At 39.2% G+C, this 19,135-nt stretch carries 10 protein-coding genes; 3 read left to right on the top strand and 7 right to left on the bottom strand.

The window, feature by feature from the left end:
- Nucleotides 1-628 precede the first annotated feature (628 nt).
- Nucleotides 629-5,587 carry a DEAD/DEAH box helicase gene (locus tag ACFIJK_RS03845; RefSeq protein ID WP_375626621.1) on the top strand — a complete coding sequence of 1,653 codons (4,959 nt, stop codon included), beginning with the start codon at nt 629-631 and terminating at the stop codon, nt 5,585-5,587.
- Nucleotides 5,588-6,944: 1,357 nt separating this feature from the next.
- Here ACFIJK_RS03845 and ACFIJK_RS03840 read toward each other — a convergent pair.
- The 6 genes from ACFIJK_RS03840 to ACFIJK_RS03815 all read right to left on the bottom strand — a co-directional run bounded on the left by ACFIJK_RS03840 (nt 6,945) and on the right by ACFIJK_RS03815 (nt 14,943).
- Nucleotides 6,945-7,616 carry a YdcF family protein gene (locus ACFIJK_RS03840; RefSeq protein WP_375626619.1) on the bottom strand — a complete coding sequence of 224 codons (672 nt, stop codon included), beginning with the start codon at nt 7,614-7,616 and terminating at the stop codon, nt 6,945-6,947.
- Nucleotides 7,617-7,620: 4 nt separating this feature from the next.
- A complete protein-coding gene (locus ACFIJK_RS03835; protein WP_375625217.1) occupies nt 7,621-8,574 on the bottom strand; it encodes a cell division protein FtsX in 954 nt (317 codons plus the stop codon).
- Complete coding sequence (gene ftsE / locus ACFIJK_RS03830) at nt 8,567-9,226, bottom strand: cell division ATP-binding protein FtsE (RefSeq protein WP_273723097.1); 660 nt, start codon at nt 9,224-9,226, stop codon at nt 8,567-8,569. Before ftsE ends, ACFIJK_RS03835 begins: the two co-directional genes overlap by 8 nt.
- 557 nt (nt 9,227-9,783) lie before the next feature.
- Nucleotides 9,784-11,727 carry an acetate--CoA ligase gene (gene acs / locus ACFIJK_RS03825; RefSeq protein ID WP_375626617.1) on the bottom strand — a complete coding sequence of 648 codons (1,944 nt, stop codon included), beginning with the start codon at nt 11,725-11,727 and terminating at the stop codon, nt 9,784-9,786.
- Nucleotides 11,728-12,851: 1,124 nt separating this feature from the next.
- Complete coding sequence (locus ACFIJK_RS03820) at nt 12,852-13,139, bottom strand: hypothetical protein (RefSeq protein ID WP_375626615.1); 288 nt, start codon at nt 13,137-13,139, stop codon at nt 12,852-12,854.
- Nucleotides 13,140-14,253: 1,114 nt separating this feature from the next.
- Entirely contained in the window at nt 14,254-14,943 is a 690-nt protein-coding gene (locus ACFIJK_RS03815; RefSeq protein WP_375625220.1) for a YggS family pyridoxal phosphate-dependent enzyme, read from the bottom strand.
- Nucleotides 14,944-15,108: 165 nt separating this feature from the next.
- On the opposite strand from ACFIJK_RS03815, the gene leuS reads away from it, so the two are divergent.
- Nucleotides 15,109-17,751, top strand: a complete 2,643-nt coding sequence (gene leuS, locus ACFIJK_RS03810) for a leucine--tRNA ligase (RefSeq protein ID WP_375626662.1) — start codon at nt 15,109-15,111, stop codon at nt 17,749-17,751.
- A complete protein-coding gene (gene lptE, locus ACFIJK_RS03805; RefSeq protein WP_375626612.1) occupies nt 17,738-18,334 on the top strand; it encodes an LPS assembly lipoprotein LptE in 597 nt (198 codons plus the stop codon). The genes leuS and lptE overlap by 14 nt, the downstream gene beginning before the upstream one ends.
- Here the strand turns inward: lptE and fsa are convergent.
- A complete protein-coding gene (gene fsa, locus ACFIJK_RS03800; protein ID WP_375626610.1) occupies nt 18,331-18,984 on the bottom strand; it encodes a fructose-6-phosphate aldolase in 654 nt (217 codons plus the stop codon). The two genes, lptE and fsa, sit on opposite strands and share 4 nt — an antisense overlap.
- Between the last annotated feature and the right edge of the window lie 151 nt (nt 18,985-19,135).

Below are 19,135 nucleotides of genomic sequence, written 5' to 3'. Positions count from 1 at the left end.
AAAAAACGAACGGGTATACGAGGCGAGTTGGTCTTCTATAGTTTTTCTTTTCCTTTTGTTTATTCGTGCCCCTGTTTTTTGTCACAAATTGTATGGCAAAGGGAGGGGCGTTGGCATTGGTAACGTTTGGTTTTAAGATTCTTTATGGCTTTATGCGACGGAGATATAGGTTTTTACGAAGCTCCAATTTTGTAGGGAGAATGAGATGAATGCACTTACGGGCTCATGTTGCTGGGAATGTTAATTACTGCATTCATTATTATGTGTATTGGTATAGCTGGTAATTGGTTTTATGATATGCTTTTATTGCGTTTAGCACCTTCTGAGTATGAACTTATACTCTTTCAATAGATAAATATCAAGAAGAAGCTCACCCAAATAATAAAGTAAATCTCTACATTTTTGTAAGTGATTACATGATATTTATCAGAGATGAGTAGGAAGCAGATTCCACTCTTTTGCTGATAAGTAAAACTTTATTCATTTGTTTTGCTTAGTACATATTCCATTATTAAATAGTCGGTTCATTCAGTAAATCGAGTTATCTAAAGTCTTTTGGGTGAAACAATAGGCATTAACCAGTTTGGCTAGACTCGATAGTTGAAAGTATTTTTCATTGGGGGGAAGCATGAAGCTGCAATCGCTTTTACAGACATATCGTGACGAAGCGCGTACCGAACGGGACAAAGGTACGTATTTTGAGCGTTTTGCTCTTGCTTATCTGACACATGATCCTCTTCAGTCTGGATGTTATGAAAAGGTTCAAACCTTTAAAGATTGGGCTCGTGAAAATGATTGGGATGGTCGTGATACTGGTATCGATCTTGTGGCAAAGATTCGTGATGGAGAGGGTTTTGCAGCAATCCAATGTAAATTTTATGATGCAGCCTATCGGATTAGAAAAGCAGATATTGATAGTTTTATTTCGGCATCAGGGAAAGCTCCATTTAAGCGGCGTGTTATTATAGATAGTACTGAAAGTGCTTGGAGTGATAACGCTGAAACAATGATACGGGGGCAGGATATTCCTGTTATACGGATTAATCTTTCCGATATACAACAAAGTCCGATCCGTTGGGAAACTTTTGCAGTCCAGGGCAAAGTTGTGTTGGAGGATAAAAAGAAAATCCGTCCACATCAGCAGGAGGCGTTGCGTGATGTGCGTGCTGGGCTTGCTCAAGCAGATCGGGGTAAGCTTATTATGGCTTGTGGTACTGGTAAGACATTTACCAGTCTTAAAATTGCTGAGGATTTTGCGGGTGAAGGCAAGTTTGTTTTGTTTCTTGTTCCTTCCTTGGCACTGATGTCACAGACGGTTCGTGAATGGACAACGGATGCAGAAATTGGATTGAGATCCTTTGCTGTCTGTTCAGATACACAAGTGGGAAAGCGTCGTAAAAATAGTGATGATGTTGCTGAAATTGATGTGTTTGATCTTGCTTTTCCGGCGACAACCGATGCTGCTAAACTTGCAGAACAGGCGGGTAAGAGTGTTGCAGATAGGATGAGCGTTGTGTTTGCAACCTATCATTCGATTCAGGTGGTTGCGGATGCTCAGAAAAAGTATGGTTTGCCAACATTTGATCTTATCATTTGTGATGAAGCGCACCGTACAACAGGGGCAACGCTGGTTGGAGAGGATGAATCCAATTTTGTTAAGGTGCATTCTAATGATGTTATTCGTGCCAAGAAGCGCCTTTATATGACAGCGACACCACGCATTTTTGGTGATAACGCAAAAAGTCGTGCGAATGAAGTTAATGCCGTTCTTGCTTCGATGGATGATGAAAAGCTTTTTGGTAAAACACTTTTTTATCGGGGTTTTTCTTGGGCAGTACAGAATGATCTTTTAACGGATTATAAGGTTATTGTCTTAGCAGTGGACGAAAAATTGGTCAGTTCCGCTGTTCAGAAGCGTCTTAGTGATGACCAGTCTGAGCTTGTTCTTGATGATGCAACGAAGATTATTGGCTGTTATAAGGCGCTGACAAAACAAGATCTGAAGGCTGATGTTGGTGCGGATCCACACCCCATGCGTCGTGCTTTAGCGTTTTGCAAAACTATTAAAAGTTCTGAACTGGTGCGTGATGAATTTTCTGCGGTTGTTAGAGAATATCTTGATTATACGAAAGAGGATACGGAAAATGAGCACTTTCTGAAGTGTGAAATTGAGCATGTTGATGGCACTTTCAATGCGAAGGATCGTGGTGCATTACTTGATTGGTTGAAAGCTGATAGTGGTGAGGATGTTTGTCGTATTTTGACCAATGCACGGTGTTTGTCTGAGGGGGTGGATGTTCCGGCTCTGGATGCGATCATGTTTTTAAATCCACGCAAGAGCCAGATTGATGTTGTGCAAGCGGTTGGGCGGGTGATGCGTCGGTCTGAGGGCAAAAAGATGGGGTATGTCATTTTGCCAATTGGTATTCCCTCTGGGATTCCAGTGGAACAGGCTTTGAACAACAATGATAAATATCGGGTTGTTTGGCAAATTTTAAATGCTTTGCGTGCGCATGATGATCGTTTTGATGCGACGATTAATAAGGCATCGCTGAGCCAAGATATCAGCAATGTGATTGAGATTATTGGCGTCACACAGAGCACGGAGTTACAGGCTGTTACAGCTGTTGTAGACAATCTTCCACTACGCTCACAGCCTGCACGAGCGGGAATTGGAGCACCGGAATATGATTTAACTCGTACAGATCAGCTAAACAAGGAGTTTTCTTTCTGTGTGGATGAACTGTCTCGTGCGATTTTGGCAAAGATCGTCAAGAAATGTGGGACACGTGATTATTGGGAAGATTGGGCGAGCAACATTGCTGAAATTGCTAAGAATCATATCACGCGCTTAACAGGTATTCTGGCAGAGCCAGATACTGAGGCGCGTCAAGCCTTTGATAGGTTTGTGGCAGAACTGCGTGATGATTTAAATGATGCGATTACAGAGGCTGATGCGATTGAGATGTTGGCACAACATATTATCACGCGTCCTGTCTTTCAGGTGTTGTTTGAAGGGTATCAGTTCACACGTGAGAATCCTGTCTCGCGTGCTATGCAGCGTATGCTTGATGTGCTTGATGAGGCGAATCTTGATAAGGAATCCAAAGATCTGGAAAAATTTTACACAAGTGTAAAGTTACGCGCCAGTGGCATTACGGATCCAAAAGCAAAACAGAGGTTAATTATAGAGCTTTATGATAAGTTTTTTCGTTATGCTTTTCCACGTACTGTAGAAAAACTAGGCATTGTTTATACTCCCGTTGAGGTTGTGGATTTTATTTTGCACTCTGTCAATGATGTCTTAGAGCAAGAATTTGCGCAAACGCTTGGCTCATCGGGTGTGCACATCATGGATCCCTTTACAGGAACGGGGACTTTTATCACGCGGCTTTTGCAATCGGGTTTGATAAAACCAGAGGAGATGAAACAAAAATTTTGTCATGAAATTCATGCCAATGAAATTGTGCTTTTAGCCTATTATATTGCAGCCATTAATATTGAGACAACCTATCATGGTCTGATGGGGGGAGGTTATGTTCCGTTTGAGGGAATTTGTTTGACCGATACATTCCAGCTTTATGAGCAAGAAAAAGACTTGATCAGTGATTTGCTGGTGGATAACAGTACACGTCGGGCACACCAGAAGGAACTGGATATTCGTGTTATTGTTGGCAACCCCCCTTATTCTTCTGGACAAAAAAGTGAAAACGACAATGCACAAAATATTGCCTATCCTAAATTGGATCGTCGCATTCGTGAAACCTATGCCGCTCAATCCAAAGCAAGCAATGTTAATGGACTTTATGACAGTTATATTCGTGCCATTCGGTGGGCAAGTGATCGCATAAAAGACTGTGGTGTTATTGGTTTTGTGACAAATTCAGGTTTTATCAATGGATACTCTACGAATGGCTTACGAAAAGAATTGAGTGAAGAATTCTCGAGCATTTATGTTCTCAATTTGCGTGGTGATATTCGCAAAAATATGTTGAGCAAAGGACGTGCTCAAGAAGGGCAAAATGTTTTCGGCAGTGGAAGCATGACAGGAATTGCTGTTACACTATTTGTTAAAAATCCAAATGTTACGGAGCAGTGCAAAATTCATTATTACGATATTGGTGATAATCTCACGACAAAAGAGAAATTATCTCAACTTCAGCGGTTGAGTAGTGTTGGTGGTATCAAGTGTGAACACGGTTGGCAGATGATTACACCAGATGAGCATGGTGATTGGCTGGATCAGCGCAACAATGATTTTGAAAAATTTCTAGCCTTAGGTGATAAGAAGGGCAGTGATAAAAAGCTATTCAAAATTTTTTCTCGTGGTATACAAACTGGTCGTGATGCTTGGGCATACAACTCAAGCCGTGAAGTTTTAGCGAAAAATATGAGCAATATGATTACTTTTTATAACGGTGAAGTAGAGCGTTTTAATAATGCCTACACACATGCTGATCGCAAGGCGCGTGCGAATGCCGTGAATGATTTTGTTAACACGGATGCCAAAAAGATTAGTTGGAGCAGTAGTCTTAAAGAAGAACTGGTAAGAGGAAAGTTTTCTGAATTTGAAAGTGATTGCTTAATTCAAGGTCTTCATCGTCCTTTTACACAGCAATGGCTTTATTATAACCGCATCTTTAATGAGAGAGTTTATCAAATGCCGCGTATATTTCCTATGAAGCAAGCGGTTGAGAATAGGGTAATACAAGTTACCGGTATAGGAGCAAGCAGTGGTTTTTCTGTCCTTATGAGCAGGGTTTTGCCTAGCTTAGATGCAATGGAAAAAGGTCAGTGTTTTCCACGGTATGTTTATGAGGATTCTGCGTCCTTGAAAAATAAAAAGGAAGAGCAGGTTCATTTATTTGCAAATTTTGCAGAGGAAAGCAAAGAAACTGGTTTAGAGCGGCGTGATGCTCTCACGGATGAAGGGTTGGCTTATTTTAATGCAGCATATCCTGGTGAAATGATAACAAAGGATGATTTGTTTTATTATGTTTATGGGATTTTGCATTCAGAAGATTATCGTGCTCGTTATGCGCATAATTTATCTAAACAATTGCCACGTATCCCAACAGTTAAAAAGGTAGAGGATTTTTGGGCTTTTGTAACAGCGGGGCGAAAGCTTGGTGATTTGCATATGAATTATGAAGAGGTTGAGCCCTATCCTGTTACCTATAAACAGGGTGATCCAAGAACTTGGATGATTTCTGATGAGAAGAGTTTCTATCGTGTTGAGGCGATGAAATTTGCTGGTAAGCGTGGTGCTATTGATAAAAGTACAGTGGTTTATAATGCGCATATCACGATGCAGAATATTCCTCTTGAAGCTTATGATTATGTGGTCAATGGCAGGTCTGCTCTTGAATGGATTATGGAACGGCAGATTGTCAAAACGGACAAAGCGAGCGGTCTTGTTAATGATGCTAATCGCTATGCTGTTGAAACGGTGGGTAATCCAGCTTATCCATTGGAATTGTTTCAGCGGGTTATTACAGTAAGCTTGGAAACAATGAAAATTGTGCGCAGTCTTCCAAAATTGGAAGTGAGAGAAACTGAAAAAGTGAAGTTATCCATTGTGCGGTAAACAGCGCTGTGTCGTAACAAACTGGCACTATCATATACTTTGCCAGCTCGTGGGTATTGCGACAGCTCTTGGCACTTGAGACGGTACATAAGAGGCATGCCTTTCTTGTACAGTTTTACGCCACGCAGGCTCTCTTCCCTTGTGATGTGCAAGTCCTTTATGATGTGCAAGAAAATGGTTTTGATTGATTCAACAGAGAATAGATTTAAAATGAGAGAGTTTTACGCTATTCAAAATCCTTATTTAAGATGAAGAATACTTATCTTTATAAATCAATATGTTGCATGTGATAAAACATCATAGGTAGTAAGGTCGCTAAAATGATGACACATGGGCTTTAGCGACAGTGATGAATATTCTCAGGCAGGGTTTTCTTGTCGAGCTTTATGTGAGTAAACCATATAAATGGGGAAGCTGAGAGGAACCTGCCCAGAGAAGTAGGATTGTTTACAAACCTTTGCTGATAGGAATCGTTGTCCTTTGAGACGTTGGGAGGAAATCACAACTCTCATGAAATTTGTCTTTTGAGCAGGGGTGATCGGAAGTGAGCAGGGGGAACCCGTTAGACAAGAAGCTGGATTGTTATTGTTTACAGATCGCTAGAGTTTAAAAATTTTCGTTCTTTTTTGGGGAGGCTGCCAAACAAAAAGTGTTTTTAGAGGGAAATGATTTATGCCAAAAGATATTGCGATAAAAAACGTGGGGTATTTGTAGCGGTGTGCGTTTTGAGCTTATTCCTATCTGTGATCTAAAATGCTCTTATGAAGGTGCTTTTTAGAATGAAGAGATTGTTACTAATATATTGATTTATCATGATCGTTTAACCTTCTCTCTGTTGAATGAGAAATCTAATTATCATAAATTTTCTTATTTTAAACCTATTAAAATTACTTTTTTGCATGTCATATGAGATTAGTATGCTCGTGTTTAAGAAAGGCGTAAAGTATGCCTCTTACTAATCATCCCAAGTGGCTTAAGAGCTATCGTAATATTGGGCGGGGCGGTAAAATATAGGATGGGGCGGTTTGTATTTTTTATGAAGCGTAAAGACAGTGGTATAAATAGATCTCTATAACAAGTCGGGAGATCTTATAGTTGTCTGGGCGCTCTATTTACAAGAGCTTATATATTGGGATGGCATGTACAGATCCCGTGCTGTGAGATATGTTTGAGATGTAAGAGATGTCTTTGGGTGAATGTGCAATACAGTGATACGTGTATTGTGGGGTATTCTGTGTTATATGAGGGTAGCTCTGTCGAGCTTTTATAGAGGCAACTTCGTGTGGAAGGATATGGAAAGAACGGTATGAAGCCGTCAGAAGATGGCAAGGTTTTTAAAAAGTCAGAAGGATAAAGATTAGAATGCGGTTCTGATATAGACTTGGAGCGTTTTAATATATTGGAATATGAGAATGCGGATTTGATTGATCTGTTGTATTGCGCTTTCAGCATCGCTCTTTTTAACAGGATAAGCAATGAAATGGATATCAGGCATTAAATACTTAAGTTCTCGCATCGAGCGCCACATATGGTAATCATGGGTGACGATATAAAGGGTCTTATAGTGGTGTTTTTTGATCCAAGCAGCACTTTCTTCGGCGTTTCCTCTGGTGTTAATCGCTTGATGCCCAATGTCAATACAACAGGAGACAAGTCGTGGGGTAATATGCCTGTTATGCATGAAACCTTTCAGATTGGTTGTGCTGTTTACGCCACTGATAAGGAGTCGTGAACCAAGCCCCCTTTGTAAGAGATTAAGTCCTGTCTCTATTCGGTTTTCTCCGCCTGTCAGCACAATGATGGCATCAGCTTTGGGGAGAGGCTTTGGGGGAGAAAGTCGTTCAGTTTTTTCAGAAAAAACAATAAAACCGCCCCAGAAAATAAAAACAATGATTGCAAGAGTAAGTGTTGTCGGTGGAAAATAGCAAAATAAAAAGCGCATAGACCAACGATAATGGGGTCGTTTTGGAAGAGGACGTTTTAAATCATTTTGCGTCAATGAGTTGGAATGGTAGGAGTGGTGAGTCATAAAATTAAAATAAACCGTTTTCACATTGATCGATTTTTTTCAGTTGCGCTAAAATAGTCATGCGGTTTGTAAGGGTGGTAAGAAAAGAAACGAAAATAATAAGAAAAATGATTTTTCCGTAAGGAACGGAACTTATGGAAATATGTCCAAACAAAGCTGTTACTTGGCTAGCTTCCACTCTTCCCAAGTTATAATTCGTCCAGAGACAAAAGGCTAAAAACAGAAATATGCTTGTGAGACCACCATATAAAGCACCACGCAGTGCAGTTTTAAAAAAATGCCAGTCAAATTGGCGGGCAATGAAAATAGTTTCAGTACCAAGGAAGTATAAGACATTGATAATATGTGCATTTTCTGCCAATGCATTGCGGGTGGTAAAAATGATGGTAAGAATAAGAGAGCCTAGAACCAATGCTAAAATTGAAAAGCCAATGAAAACAGTGGTGTATGCCATGGTCGCAAAACGATGGACCCAAACACGGTGATCATCAAATTGACCTCCTGGAATTTGGGTTTTAATGGCGTGATTAATGGCTGCAAAATTGATTTTTTCATCTCTCTTCAGAGTCACAATGATAAGGCGGGGAAGGGGCAGTTCATTGATATTGAAGCCTGTTCCAAGCCATGGCTCCAGTAATTTTTCTGTAGCTTTTTGGTCAACAATTTTTGCATCTTGTACACCAGAAAATGTTTTGACCAATTGTACGGCATCACGGAGAGCTTTGTTGATATCAACATTGTCAATGGGGCGTATTTGTATTGTTGCTTCATAGCTAATCTGATTACTCCAATTTTGGGCGGCACGTTGGACTAAATCAACACCGATTAAGGTGAGGCTTGAAAGAAATGTCATAATAGCAATAACGGCAACCAATGCTTTTCCAGAAATATTACCACTGGGAATAATCGCTGTTGTATTTTTTTTATTGCTTGTAAAAATGGGGAAAGACTTATTCATGAATCGTCATCCGTCCGTTATGGAGAAGCATACGTCGTGCTGCAACTTGTTCCATTAAGGCAATATCATGGGTAGCAATGATCACAGCTGTTCCAAAACGATTTAATTCAATAAACAAACGGAGTAGGCGTTTTGCTAAGGGCGGATCGACATTTCCGGTTGGTTCATCGGCAAGTAGAATTTCAGGTTGATCAATGAGCGCGCGTGCAATGGCTACCCTTTGTTTTTCTCCGCCAGAAAGAACTGGTGGTAAAACATGAATATGATCTCCCAGACCTACCCAACAGAGAAGATCTTCCACTTCACTGCGATAGGTTGCTTCTTCTTGTCCTTTAATGCGTAAAGGTAAGGAGACATTTTCATAAGTGGTCATGTGGTCGAGTAAACGAAAATCTTGAAAAACTACACCGATACGTTGTCGCAGCGCAGGGAGCTCTTGCCGTTTGAGTAATGCTGTGTCTGTTCCAAATAAATCAATATGACCGCGGGTGGGTTTGAGTGCCAAAAACATAAGACGCATCAACGACGTTTTCCCTGCTCCAGAGGCGCCAGTGAGAAATTGAAATGATCCAGGAGGAATATGAAAGCTAATATCACGAAGGACCTCAGGTCCCATTCCATAGCGTAGACCGACATTTTCAAAATGAATCACTTTTTATTATTACTCCTGATTTTATATTGCATCATTTATTCTAAGAACTCTTACTTTCATTACTTTAGATTTTTGTTTTAAGCTTGTTTATTTTAGATTTCATGGTTTTCAATATTTTTTATACACCCTCGTTATAGATAAATATTTTTGCTCAAGAATATTATCACGTATACTTTCTCTTTTTAGCTTTATTTATGATTTTAGCAGGAATTTCAAAGGGATTCTAGCATAAACATCAGAACTATTTTTTCTTCTTTCTCAGAGGCTTTTTTGCATTGAGTGGGTACTGAGCGATTTTAAAAAGCTATGTTGCTCTTTTTATCTTACTTTCTTATTCTTATCTGTATTCATATTCCAATCTTAGTATCTTCCAATCGTGAAGTTTTTTCTTAAAATTACTTCTTGCCTGTTATAAAGAAAGGCGTTTGTTGTTAGAGTTGTTGAGCTTCCCATGAGTTGTTTTGTTTTTTATTCTCATCGGTGGTTTTCGTAACAATGCTGAGATAATTTTAGCAAAAAACAAAAACCACCGTATGTTATATTTCTTCGTGGGTTCTTTAGTTTTGTCGGTTGGCAATCAGATCTTCAACAACTTGTGGTTCGGCAAGAGTTGAGATATCTCCGAGAGTATCAAAATTGTTTTCGGCAATTTTTCGTAAAATACGTCTCATAATTTTTCCTGATCGCGTTTTGGGAAGCTGTGGGGAAAATTGAATTTTATCCAATATGGCAATGGAGCCTATTTCCTTTCTTACATGTTTAATAAGCTCTTTTTGTAACTCTTCACTTGGAGCTGTCCCTTCCATTAAGGTGATAAAACTATAAATTCCTTGTCCTTTAATGGGATGCGGGTAACCCACAATGGCTGCTTCTGATACAGCGGGATGAGAAACAAGGGCTGATTCAATTTCAGCAGTTCCTAACCTGTGCCCCGAGACATTGAGTATGTCATCAACCCGCCCTGTAATCCAGTAATAGCCGTCACTATCGCGCCTACAACCATCGCCTGTAAAATATCTTCCTTTATAGGAGGAAAAATAAGTTTGAATAAAGCGCTCATGATCTTTATAAAGCGTGCGCATTTGTCCTGGCCATGAATCACTGATACAAAGATTGCCTTCTGCTTCACCTTCTAAAATATTGCCTTGGGCATCAACAATTTGGGGTTGAACACCAAAAAAAGGACGTGTGGCCGATCCTGCTTTGAGGGGGGTTGCACCAGGCAAGGGCGTGATCATATGCCCTCCTGTTTCCGTTTGCCACCATGTATCGAGAATCGGACAACGGTCATTTCCAACTGTATGATAAAACCATTCCCATGCTTCTGGATTAATCGGTTCGCCTACCGTACCTAAAAGACGCAACGATGTCCTGTTTGAGTGTTCAACAAACGAATTTCCTGCTCCCATCAAGGCGCGGATAGCTGTTGGTGCGGTATAGAGTGTATTAACTTGGTGTTTGTCAATAATTTCCCAAAATCTTCCTTTGTCAGGAAAGGTTGGTGTGCCTTCAAACATTAAAGTAGTCGCACCATTGCATAAAGGTCCATAAACCAAGTAAGAATGACCGGTTATCCAACCAATATCAGCTGTACACCAGTAAACTTCATCGGGATGGTAATCAAAAACGTATTGATGTGTCATCGCGGCATAAACAAGATAGCCCGCTGTGGTATGCAAAACGCCTTTGGGTTTACCGGTGGAGCCTGAAGTATAAAGAATAAAAAGTGGATCTTCAGCGTTCATTGGTTCTGGTGGGCATTCTGTTTTGGCATGAGCTATCTCTTCGTAGTACCAAAAATCACGCCCCTCTATCCATTGAATGGGTCCACAAGTCCGCCGTATAACCATGACTTGGTCTACATGCACGTTTTGGCGTGCTGCTATCTCAATAGCATGATCAACATTGTCTTTTAAGTTGATCCGTTTGCCGCCACGCAAGCCGTGATCAGCGGTAATGATGAAGGTTGATTCGCAGTCAACAAGGCGTCCTGCTATTGCCTCTGCAGAAAAGCCAGCAAAGATAACCGAATGAACAGCACCAATGCGGGCACACGCGAGCATAGCATAGGCTGCTTCGGGAATCATGGGGAGATAAATGGTTACTTTATCGCCTTTTTTAATACCACGACTTTTCAAAAGATTGGCAAAACGACAAACATGTTCATAAAGCTCGTTATAGGTTATTTTTTTATCATGATAAGGATTATCTCCTTCCCAAATAAGCGCGATTTTGTCTCCATGGGTTTTCAGGTGGCGATCAATGCAATTATAGGCAACATTTGTTATCCCATCTTCGTACCATTGAATGGAGACATCTCCGTTAAAAGAAGTGTTTTTTACTTTTGTAAAGGGTTTAAACCATTCAATGCGTTGACCATGTTTGGCCCAGAAGCTTTCTGGATCATCGATGCTTTCTCGATACCATTGTTGATAAGTTTCCTCGTCGAGCAAAGTATTTTTTTTGATCTCTTCTGATACTGGATAGATTTTTTCAGTCATGCTTCCCTCTTTTTATTTTTTAGAAAAATCAGCCATTGTATTTTTATATTTGTGGCAGAGTCGTCCCTAAAGCTTTTCATTGTGAGGTTAGACTAAATGACAAAGATTAGAATAGTCAATTTTTAAAATCTGATGTGATGATATTAAAGAGGGTATTCTATGTTTTTAGGATACTCAAATGTGGCAAAGCCTATTGCGGTATAGAGCTTTTTATAAACGCATAAAGATATCTATTATAAAATATTCCTTATAAGTTGATATAAACCAATATCGTTAAATAAAAGACTAACAAGAAAGAATATACAGCTTATTAATAATGAATTTTTTAGAGAATCTTCCCAATTGTAATAAATAAACTTATAATAAAAAATATATATAAAACCAGAAAAAAACGTTGCTATAAGCGATTCAATAATTTTATGAGTAAAATCTGTCATTATAAATCATAACCACTCATTAATAGTATCGTCGCTACTTTATTCAGCGTGCTCGGAACTCATCCAATAAAGATTAATATAACCCAAAATATCTACGCAAAAAATTAGAAATAAAGAACATAATAAATGACGATAATGCCATTATAATAGACAATCTCCAACCTACGCCATTGAATATTTTAAAAGAAATGGCAATTATAGGAGTAATTATAATTAACATGCAAAACATTCTTACAACTTCATAATGAATATCCATTATAACAAAATCCTAGTTATAGTAATGAGATTAATAAATACTTATGAAAAAATTTGTTCAGTATACTCGAAACTCATCCGATAAATATTAATATAAACCGAAGTATCTACACAAACTATCAAAAATAAAAAACACAATAACTGACAATAAGGCTATTTTTATAGATAGTTTCCAACTGTAGCCACCAATTTTTTTTAAACCAATAGCATATATAGGGATAACGATAATGAGAATGCAAAACAGTCTTATGATTTCATAAAGAATATTCATTATAACAAAATCCTGATTATAAGAGGTGATCCGCAATAGATATCCCTGAAAAATATTTTATCCATAGATGTAGATACTTAACTTTGGTATATTCTTTCAAATATACTTACAAAAATACTAATTTCAGAGATATCTTTGTCGCTATTCTCTATAAATTAGAACTAACACTCATGACCTTTTTCTATAAAGCCCCAAGCAGCACCTCCTATGTATCCCAATGACAAAGCTCCCATTCCACCTGTAAATGCACCCACTGGTCCCCCAGTTATACCACCTTGAATTGCACCAACTACTCCTGCCGGAACTCCTACTTCCCTGCCACGTGCATTCATGTGAGACATAAAAGCACCAGGACTACATGCATTTCCATGAGTAGGTCTTGAATTGTGCGAATGACCAAAAGAAGGCTTTGTCACCATATGACCGAATGTGTTGAATGAACCAAACATATTAATTCTCCTTAATTATCCACATTAAAAGTAGTATCATAATGATACATTTGAAATGGCTATCGCGTATTTTTAGAAAAATGTAAAATATAAACTTTAAAAATGGCAATAAAATACTGTATAAATAATAACTATATTATGTATATGAAATATTATTCTTTATAATATAATAATATTATTTATAATATTTTTAAACACAAGAAATGACACCATATTTTTTATTAATTAAAGTTTAAAATTAGAAAAATGTGCATCTGAAAAAATTGGTGTTTTTCTCTTTGTTTATGAGAACGATAAAGAAATAATGATAAAGAAATATCGTTATTGGGATCGATCTCATTGCCATTGTTTTGCCTGCATGTATTATGTGCATATGAACGGGATTCGTTCTTTTATTTTTCAGGCGAATATTGACCGTATTTTACGCTTTGTAGAGCATAGAAAGTCTTTATGCTATTGTTGGACCTTATAGATTGCTATTCATGTTGTTTAGCGCGGCTCTTGGTGCTCTATTGGGCAATTGAGATGTTTATTTTTCTCAAGTGGCTTACATGAAAGAGTTTTGTTATTGTATTATGCAGCCATAAGCCTCTTTTTGCCTGCTTTACGCCATTGGCATGTGGGGAAATTGTTTACGCGTGTTGGAGAAGTTTAAGAGAATTCATGATTTTTAATGGAAATCATTGCGATAATCGTATTGAATATTCTTTTGCTATTAGTGATTTTGCGATAGTTTTTTCATTTATGCGCAACGCTTCTCTTATCATTTTGCCTTTATATAAGGATTTATTTTTTACGTTGCTTTTGCTGGAGAGGCGGTCAGAGGAGAGGTGAAGTAGAACCAATGTGCGAGAATATGAGAGCCAAATTGCAATGCTATCTTAAATCTATTGTACGTGTTGTGGATGTGCTGGTGAGAATTTTGAGAAGACCAGCTTTTTTGCTTATTTTGCTAACAGGATGAAAGAGGGACTGGAATCTTTTTTGCTAGAATTGCTCTTATTGATATTGAAGGAAATATTTTTTCTCATTTCTGTTGTTTTTGGCTTGTTCGTAGAATTTTCAATGGGAATTTATATGAAGGGGGAATGAATTTATATGAGAGGAAATTGCTTTACACAGGGCGTTTTCCAAATAAAGCGGAGCCAATGCGAAGGACGTTAGAGCCAAACTGTAGAGCAGTTTTGAAGTCACTGGACATACCCATGGAAAGCTTTGGAAGACCTGCTTGTTTTGCTAATTTTGCTAAGAGCGCGAAATAGGGTCCGGGGTTTTCATCGACAGGGGGGATGCCCATAAGACCGATGATATCAAGTCCATAGTTGTTTTTGCATTGGTTGACAAAAGATGTCGCTTCTTGTGGTGCGATACCACTTTTTTGCGGTTCTAAGCCAATGTTAACCTGAACATAGCAAGGAAGATGCCTTTTTTGTTTTTCCATTTCTTCAGATAAGCTTTTTGCTATTTTTTCACGGTCAACCGTTTGAATAACATCAAAAAGTTTGATCGCTTCTGCTGTTTTATTTGATTGTAGGGGACCGATGAGATGAAGCTTAATATTTTCAAATTGTTGACGTAAAGCAGGCCATTTTTGTGCCGCTTCTTGTACGCGGTTTTCTGCAAACAAAGATTGGCCTGCTTGTAAAAGGGGACGTATATCAGCGGCAGAAACAGTTTTTGAAACAGCGATAAGTTCAATTTCTTCTATAGGGCGTTGTAGCTCTTGACATGTTTCAGCAATGTCTTTTTGAAGGTTTTGCCATGCTTCAATGGAAGGGGCATTGAGGGGCGTTTGTGTATTCATATTTTTGTGCTTTACCTTTTTTGTTCAAGAGTTGGTCGTTTTTTTAAAAGTTTTATAAAATACTTAGGGAAATATTTCACGAAAATGTTGACGATGAGCTTAATCCATGGTCAAGCATAATAAAACAAGTTTTTGGTTCTGTTTTATTAAAAGAGTATAATGGGAATGACGATTGAACATTATAATATAGGCGAACGCTATAATCCACGTGCGAGAGAAAAAAAATGGCAAGAAATTTGGGATGAAAAGAAAATTTTTCAGACTGTTCAAGAAGATGCTCGTGAAAAATATTATGTTTTAGAAATGTTTCCTTATCCGTCAGGCCGCATTCACATGGGGCATGTGCGCAATTATGCCATGGGGGATGTGGTGGCACGCTATAAAAGGGCAATGGGTTTTAATGTGCTTCATCCTATGGGGTGGGATGCTTTTGGTATGCCGGCTGAGAATGCTGCTCTGCAAAGTAAAGTGCATCCTAAAACTTGGACTTATCAAAATATTGCTGTAATGCGCGGGCAATTAAAGCAATTAGGGCTCTCTTTAGATTGGACGCGTGAATTTGCGACTTGTGATGTGGAATATTACCATCGTCAACAAATGTTGTTCCTTGATTTCTATCAAAAGGGGTTGGTTGCACGTAAAGTGGCTAAGGTGAATTGGGACCCTGTTGACCACACCGTTTTGGCCAATGAGCAGGTTGTTGATGGGCGGGGTTGGCGTTCTGGTGCGTTGGTGGAACAGCGTGAATTGACGCAGTGGTTTTTCAAAATTAGCGACTTTAGTGAAGAGCTCTTGGCTGGGCTTGAAGAGCTGGAGCAGTGGCCCGAAAAAGTTCGCACTATGCAGAAAAATTGGATTGGAAAATCACAAGGTTTGCTGATTCGTTGGGCTTTAAAGTCGGCGGGTGGTGTTGATGATGTTTGTGAGAAATTTGATGAGGTTGTTTGTTATTCAACGCGTCCTGATACACTGTTTGGCGCTTCCTTTTTGGCTCTGTCTGTTGATCATCCTATTGCACAAGCTTTGGCAAAAAAAGACAAAGCGTTGAGTGCTTTTATTGAAAATTGTCGGTGTGGTGGGACGACAACAGCAGCACTTGAAACAGCTGAAAAACAAGGATTTCTTACGCCCCTTTTGGCAGTTCATCCTTTTGATTCAACAGTACATATTCCTGTTTATATCGCTAATTTTGTGCTTATGGACTATGGAACAGGGGTTGTTTTTGGTTGTCCGGCTCATGATCAGAGAGATTTTGATTTTGCGCGTAAATATGATCTTCCAATAAAACCGGTGGTTTTGCCAAAAGGAGAGCAAGCAGAAGATTTTGTCATTGCTGAAACAGCTTATACGGGTGATGGTGTGATGATCAACTCCAGCTTTTTGGATGGTTTGACACCTCAACAAGCTTTTGAAGAAGCAGCCAAAAGGCTTGAAGAACAAATGCTCAATGGGCAACCGCAAGGGAAAAAAACAGTGCAATTTCGTTTGCGTGATTGGGGGATTTCGCGGCAACGTTATTGGGGGTGCCCCATTCCGATGATCCATTGTACATCTTGCGGAGTGATTCCAGTGCCACGTACCGATTTACCGGTTGTGTTGCCTGATGATGTTACTTTTGATCAACCTGGAAATCCTCTTGCACGGCATGAAAGGTGGCAGAATGTTACTTGTCCTTCCTGTGGTCAACCTGCCAAACGTGAAACCGATACTATGGATACATTTGTTGACTCTTCTTGGTATTATGCACGCTTTACGGCTCCTTTTGCGCAGGAACCTGTCGACAAACAAGCAATCTCTGAATGGTTGCCTGTGCAACAATATATTGGTGGAATTGAGCATGCCATTCTTCATCTTCTTTATGCACGCTTTTTTATGCGTGCCATGAAATTGATCGGCCATGCGACTGTTGATGAGCCTTTTAAGGGGCTTTTTACCCAAGGTATGGTGGTTCATGAAACCTATCGGGATGATCAAGGGTGGGTTTCTCCAGCAGAAATTTCCATTGTTGAAAAGGATGGAAAACGACAGGCTTATAAATTGACTGATCAAAGTGAAGTGATGATTGGTTCGATTGAAAAAATGTCGAAATCAAAAAAGAATGTCGTTGATCCTGATGATATTATCGCATCCTATGGTGCTGATACTGTGCGTTGGTTTGTGTTGTCAGATTCTCCCCCTGATCGGGATGTCATCTGGACAGAATCTGGTGTTGAAGGAGCCCATCGCTTTGTACAGCGTGTTTGGCGCCATGTGGCTTTGAGTGCTTCTGTTTTAAAGGATGTGGCGCCTTGTGCAGGGCATCAGGGGGCAGCTTTGGAACTCTCAAAAGCTGCACATCGCACGCTTTGCGCTGTAGAAGATGATTTGGAAAAATTTGCTTTTAATCGGGCTATTGCACGCCTTTATGAATTCTTGAATATTATGGCACCGTTGCTCAACAAGATAGCAAGTGTTGACGATGAAATGAAAGCTTCTTTACGTCAAGCCATGGATTTTTTTCTTGCCATGATTGCACCGATGATGCCTCATTTAGCAGAAGAATGTCATGCTGCTTTAGGGGGAAAAACTTTAATGTCTGCGCTTGCTTGGCCTGTTTATGACAGCGCGTTAACCGTTGCGGAATGCTATACTTTGCCAGTACAAATTAATGGTAAGAAACGCGGTGAGGTGAGCGTTGCAGCAACAGCAAATGAAACGATGATTAAAGAAGCGGTTTTGGCTTTAGATTTTGTAAAGGCACAGCTGGTTGAAAAGCCTGTGAAAAAAATCATTATTGTTCCACAAAGGATTGTGAATGTCGTTTTTTAAAAGTTTGATTCTTGTCGTTTTAGCTGGTGTATTCACACTGTTGTGTGGATGCAAAGTTGAACCGCTTTATCGTCAAGAATTGCAGAGTGCAATGACAATGAATTCTGCTTCTTATGGGAAGCCTGTTTCTGGGCAAGCTTCTTTGGGGCTTTCAGCAAAGCTTGCTTCTATTGTTGTGGAAGAGCCTTCGGATCGTTTTGGTCAAATGGTGCGCAATCATCTGCTTTTTCTTTTGTATGGAAATGGTGCTAAACCTTCTCTACCTGCTTATCGATTGGCATTGCAGATATCTGTATCTACAAGAGAATCTATGCAGATAGAGGTTGATTTCGAGAAAAAACGAAAAGGACGACCTTCTGTTGGAACTGTTATGAGCAGAGCTTCTTATACTTTGCAGGATATGAAAAATACTCTTGTTGCAAAAGGAACAGCAATGATGAATGCATCTTTTGACCGACTTCGTCAAGAATATGCAACGATGCAAGCAGAAGAAGATGCAAAAAAACGGGTTGCTGAAGAGTTGGCTGAACAGATTTTTTTGTTACTTTCAAAAGATCTTTCCAATAAAAACTCTAGATATTAAGCAATATTTTGTCCTGTTTTTTTCCAGTCGTTGAGAAATATTTGCAACCCTTTATCAGTGAGAGGGTGTTTGACCAGTGCTTTTAAGATTGCTGGTGGAACTGTTGCAACGTCAGCACCACTGAGTGCTGCTTCTTTGACATGATTAACGGTGCGGATTGAAGCGGCCAAGATTTGTGTTTCAAAGTTATAGTTATCATAAATTGTGCGAATTTCATGAAGCAGTTCACTTCCATCATTTCCACAATCATCCAGTCTACCAATAAAAGGTGAAACGAATGTTGCGCCTGCTTTGGCAGCAAGTAAGGCTTGATTGGCAGAAAAACAAAGTGTGAGATTTGTTTTTAGTCCTTCTGTTGTAAGGGCTTTACAGGCTTTTAATCCATCGAATGTTAAAGGAAGCTTGATACAAATATTGTCGGCAATCTTTGCTAAAACAGCCGCTTCTTTCATCATGCTTTCAAATTCCGTTGCTGCAACTTCAGCAGAAACAGGTCCGCTAATGAGAGCACAAATTTCTTTTGTAACATCAAGAATATTGCGTCCTGATTTTAGGATAAGAGAGGGATTGGTGGTGACACCATCAACAAGGCTTAAATTCTGTAACTCTTGAATTTCTTCAATATTGGCGCTATCCACAAAAAACTTCATCTCTAACCTCTTCTTGTTAGCTTTTATCATATTTTTTGTTATGCGCTATTGTTGATTGCAAAAGCAAGAGAAAGAATTAATCTCTGTATAAAGAACAAGAATGCTATGATGTTAACCATGTACTCGTTTTCGGTAAAGAAATATGATTTAT

The sequence above is a fragment of the Bartonella sp. PS17NMGDW genome, from assembly GCF_042193555.1.
Taxonomy (GTDB): domain Bacteria; phylum Pseudomonadota; class Alphaproteobacteria; order Rhizobiales; family Rhizobiaceae; genus Bartonella; species Bartonella grahamii.
The sequence above is the reverse complement of the archived record's forward strand: the minus strand, read 5'-3'. Positions and strand labels throughout refer to the sequence as shown.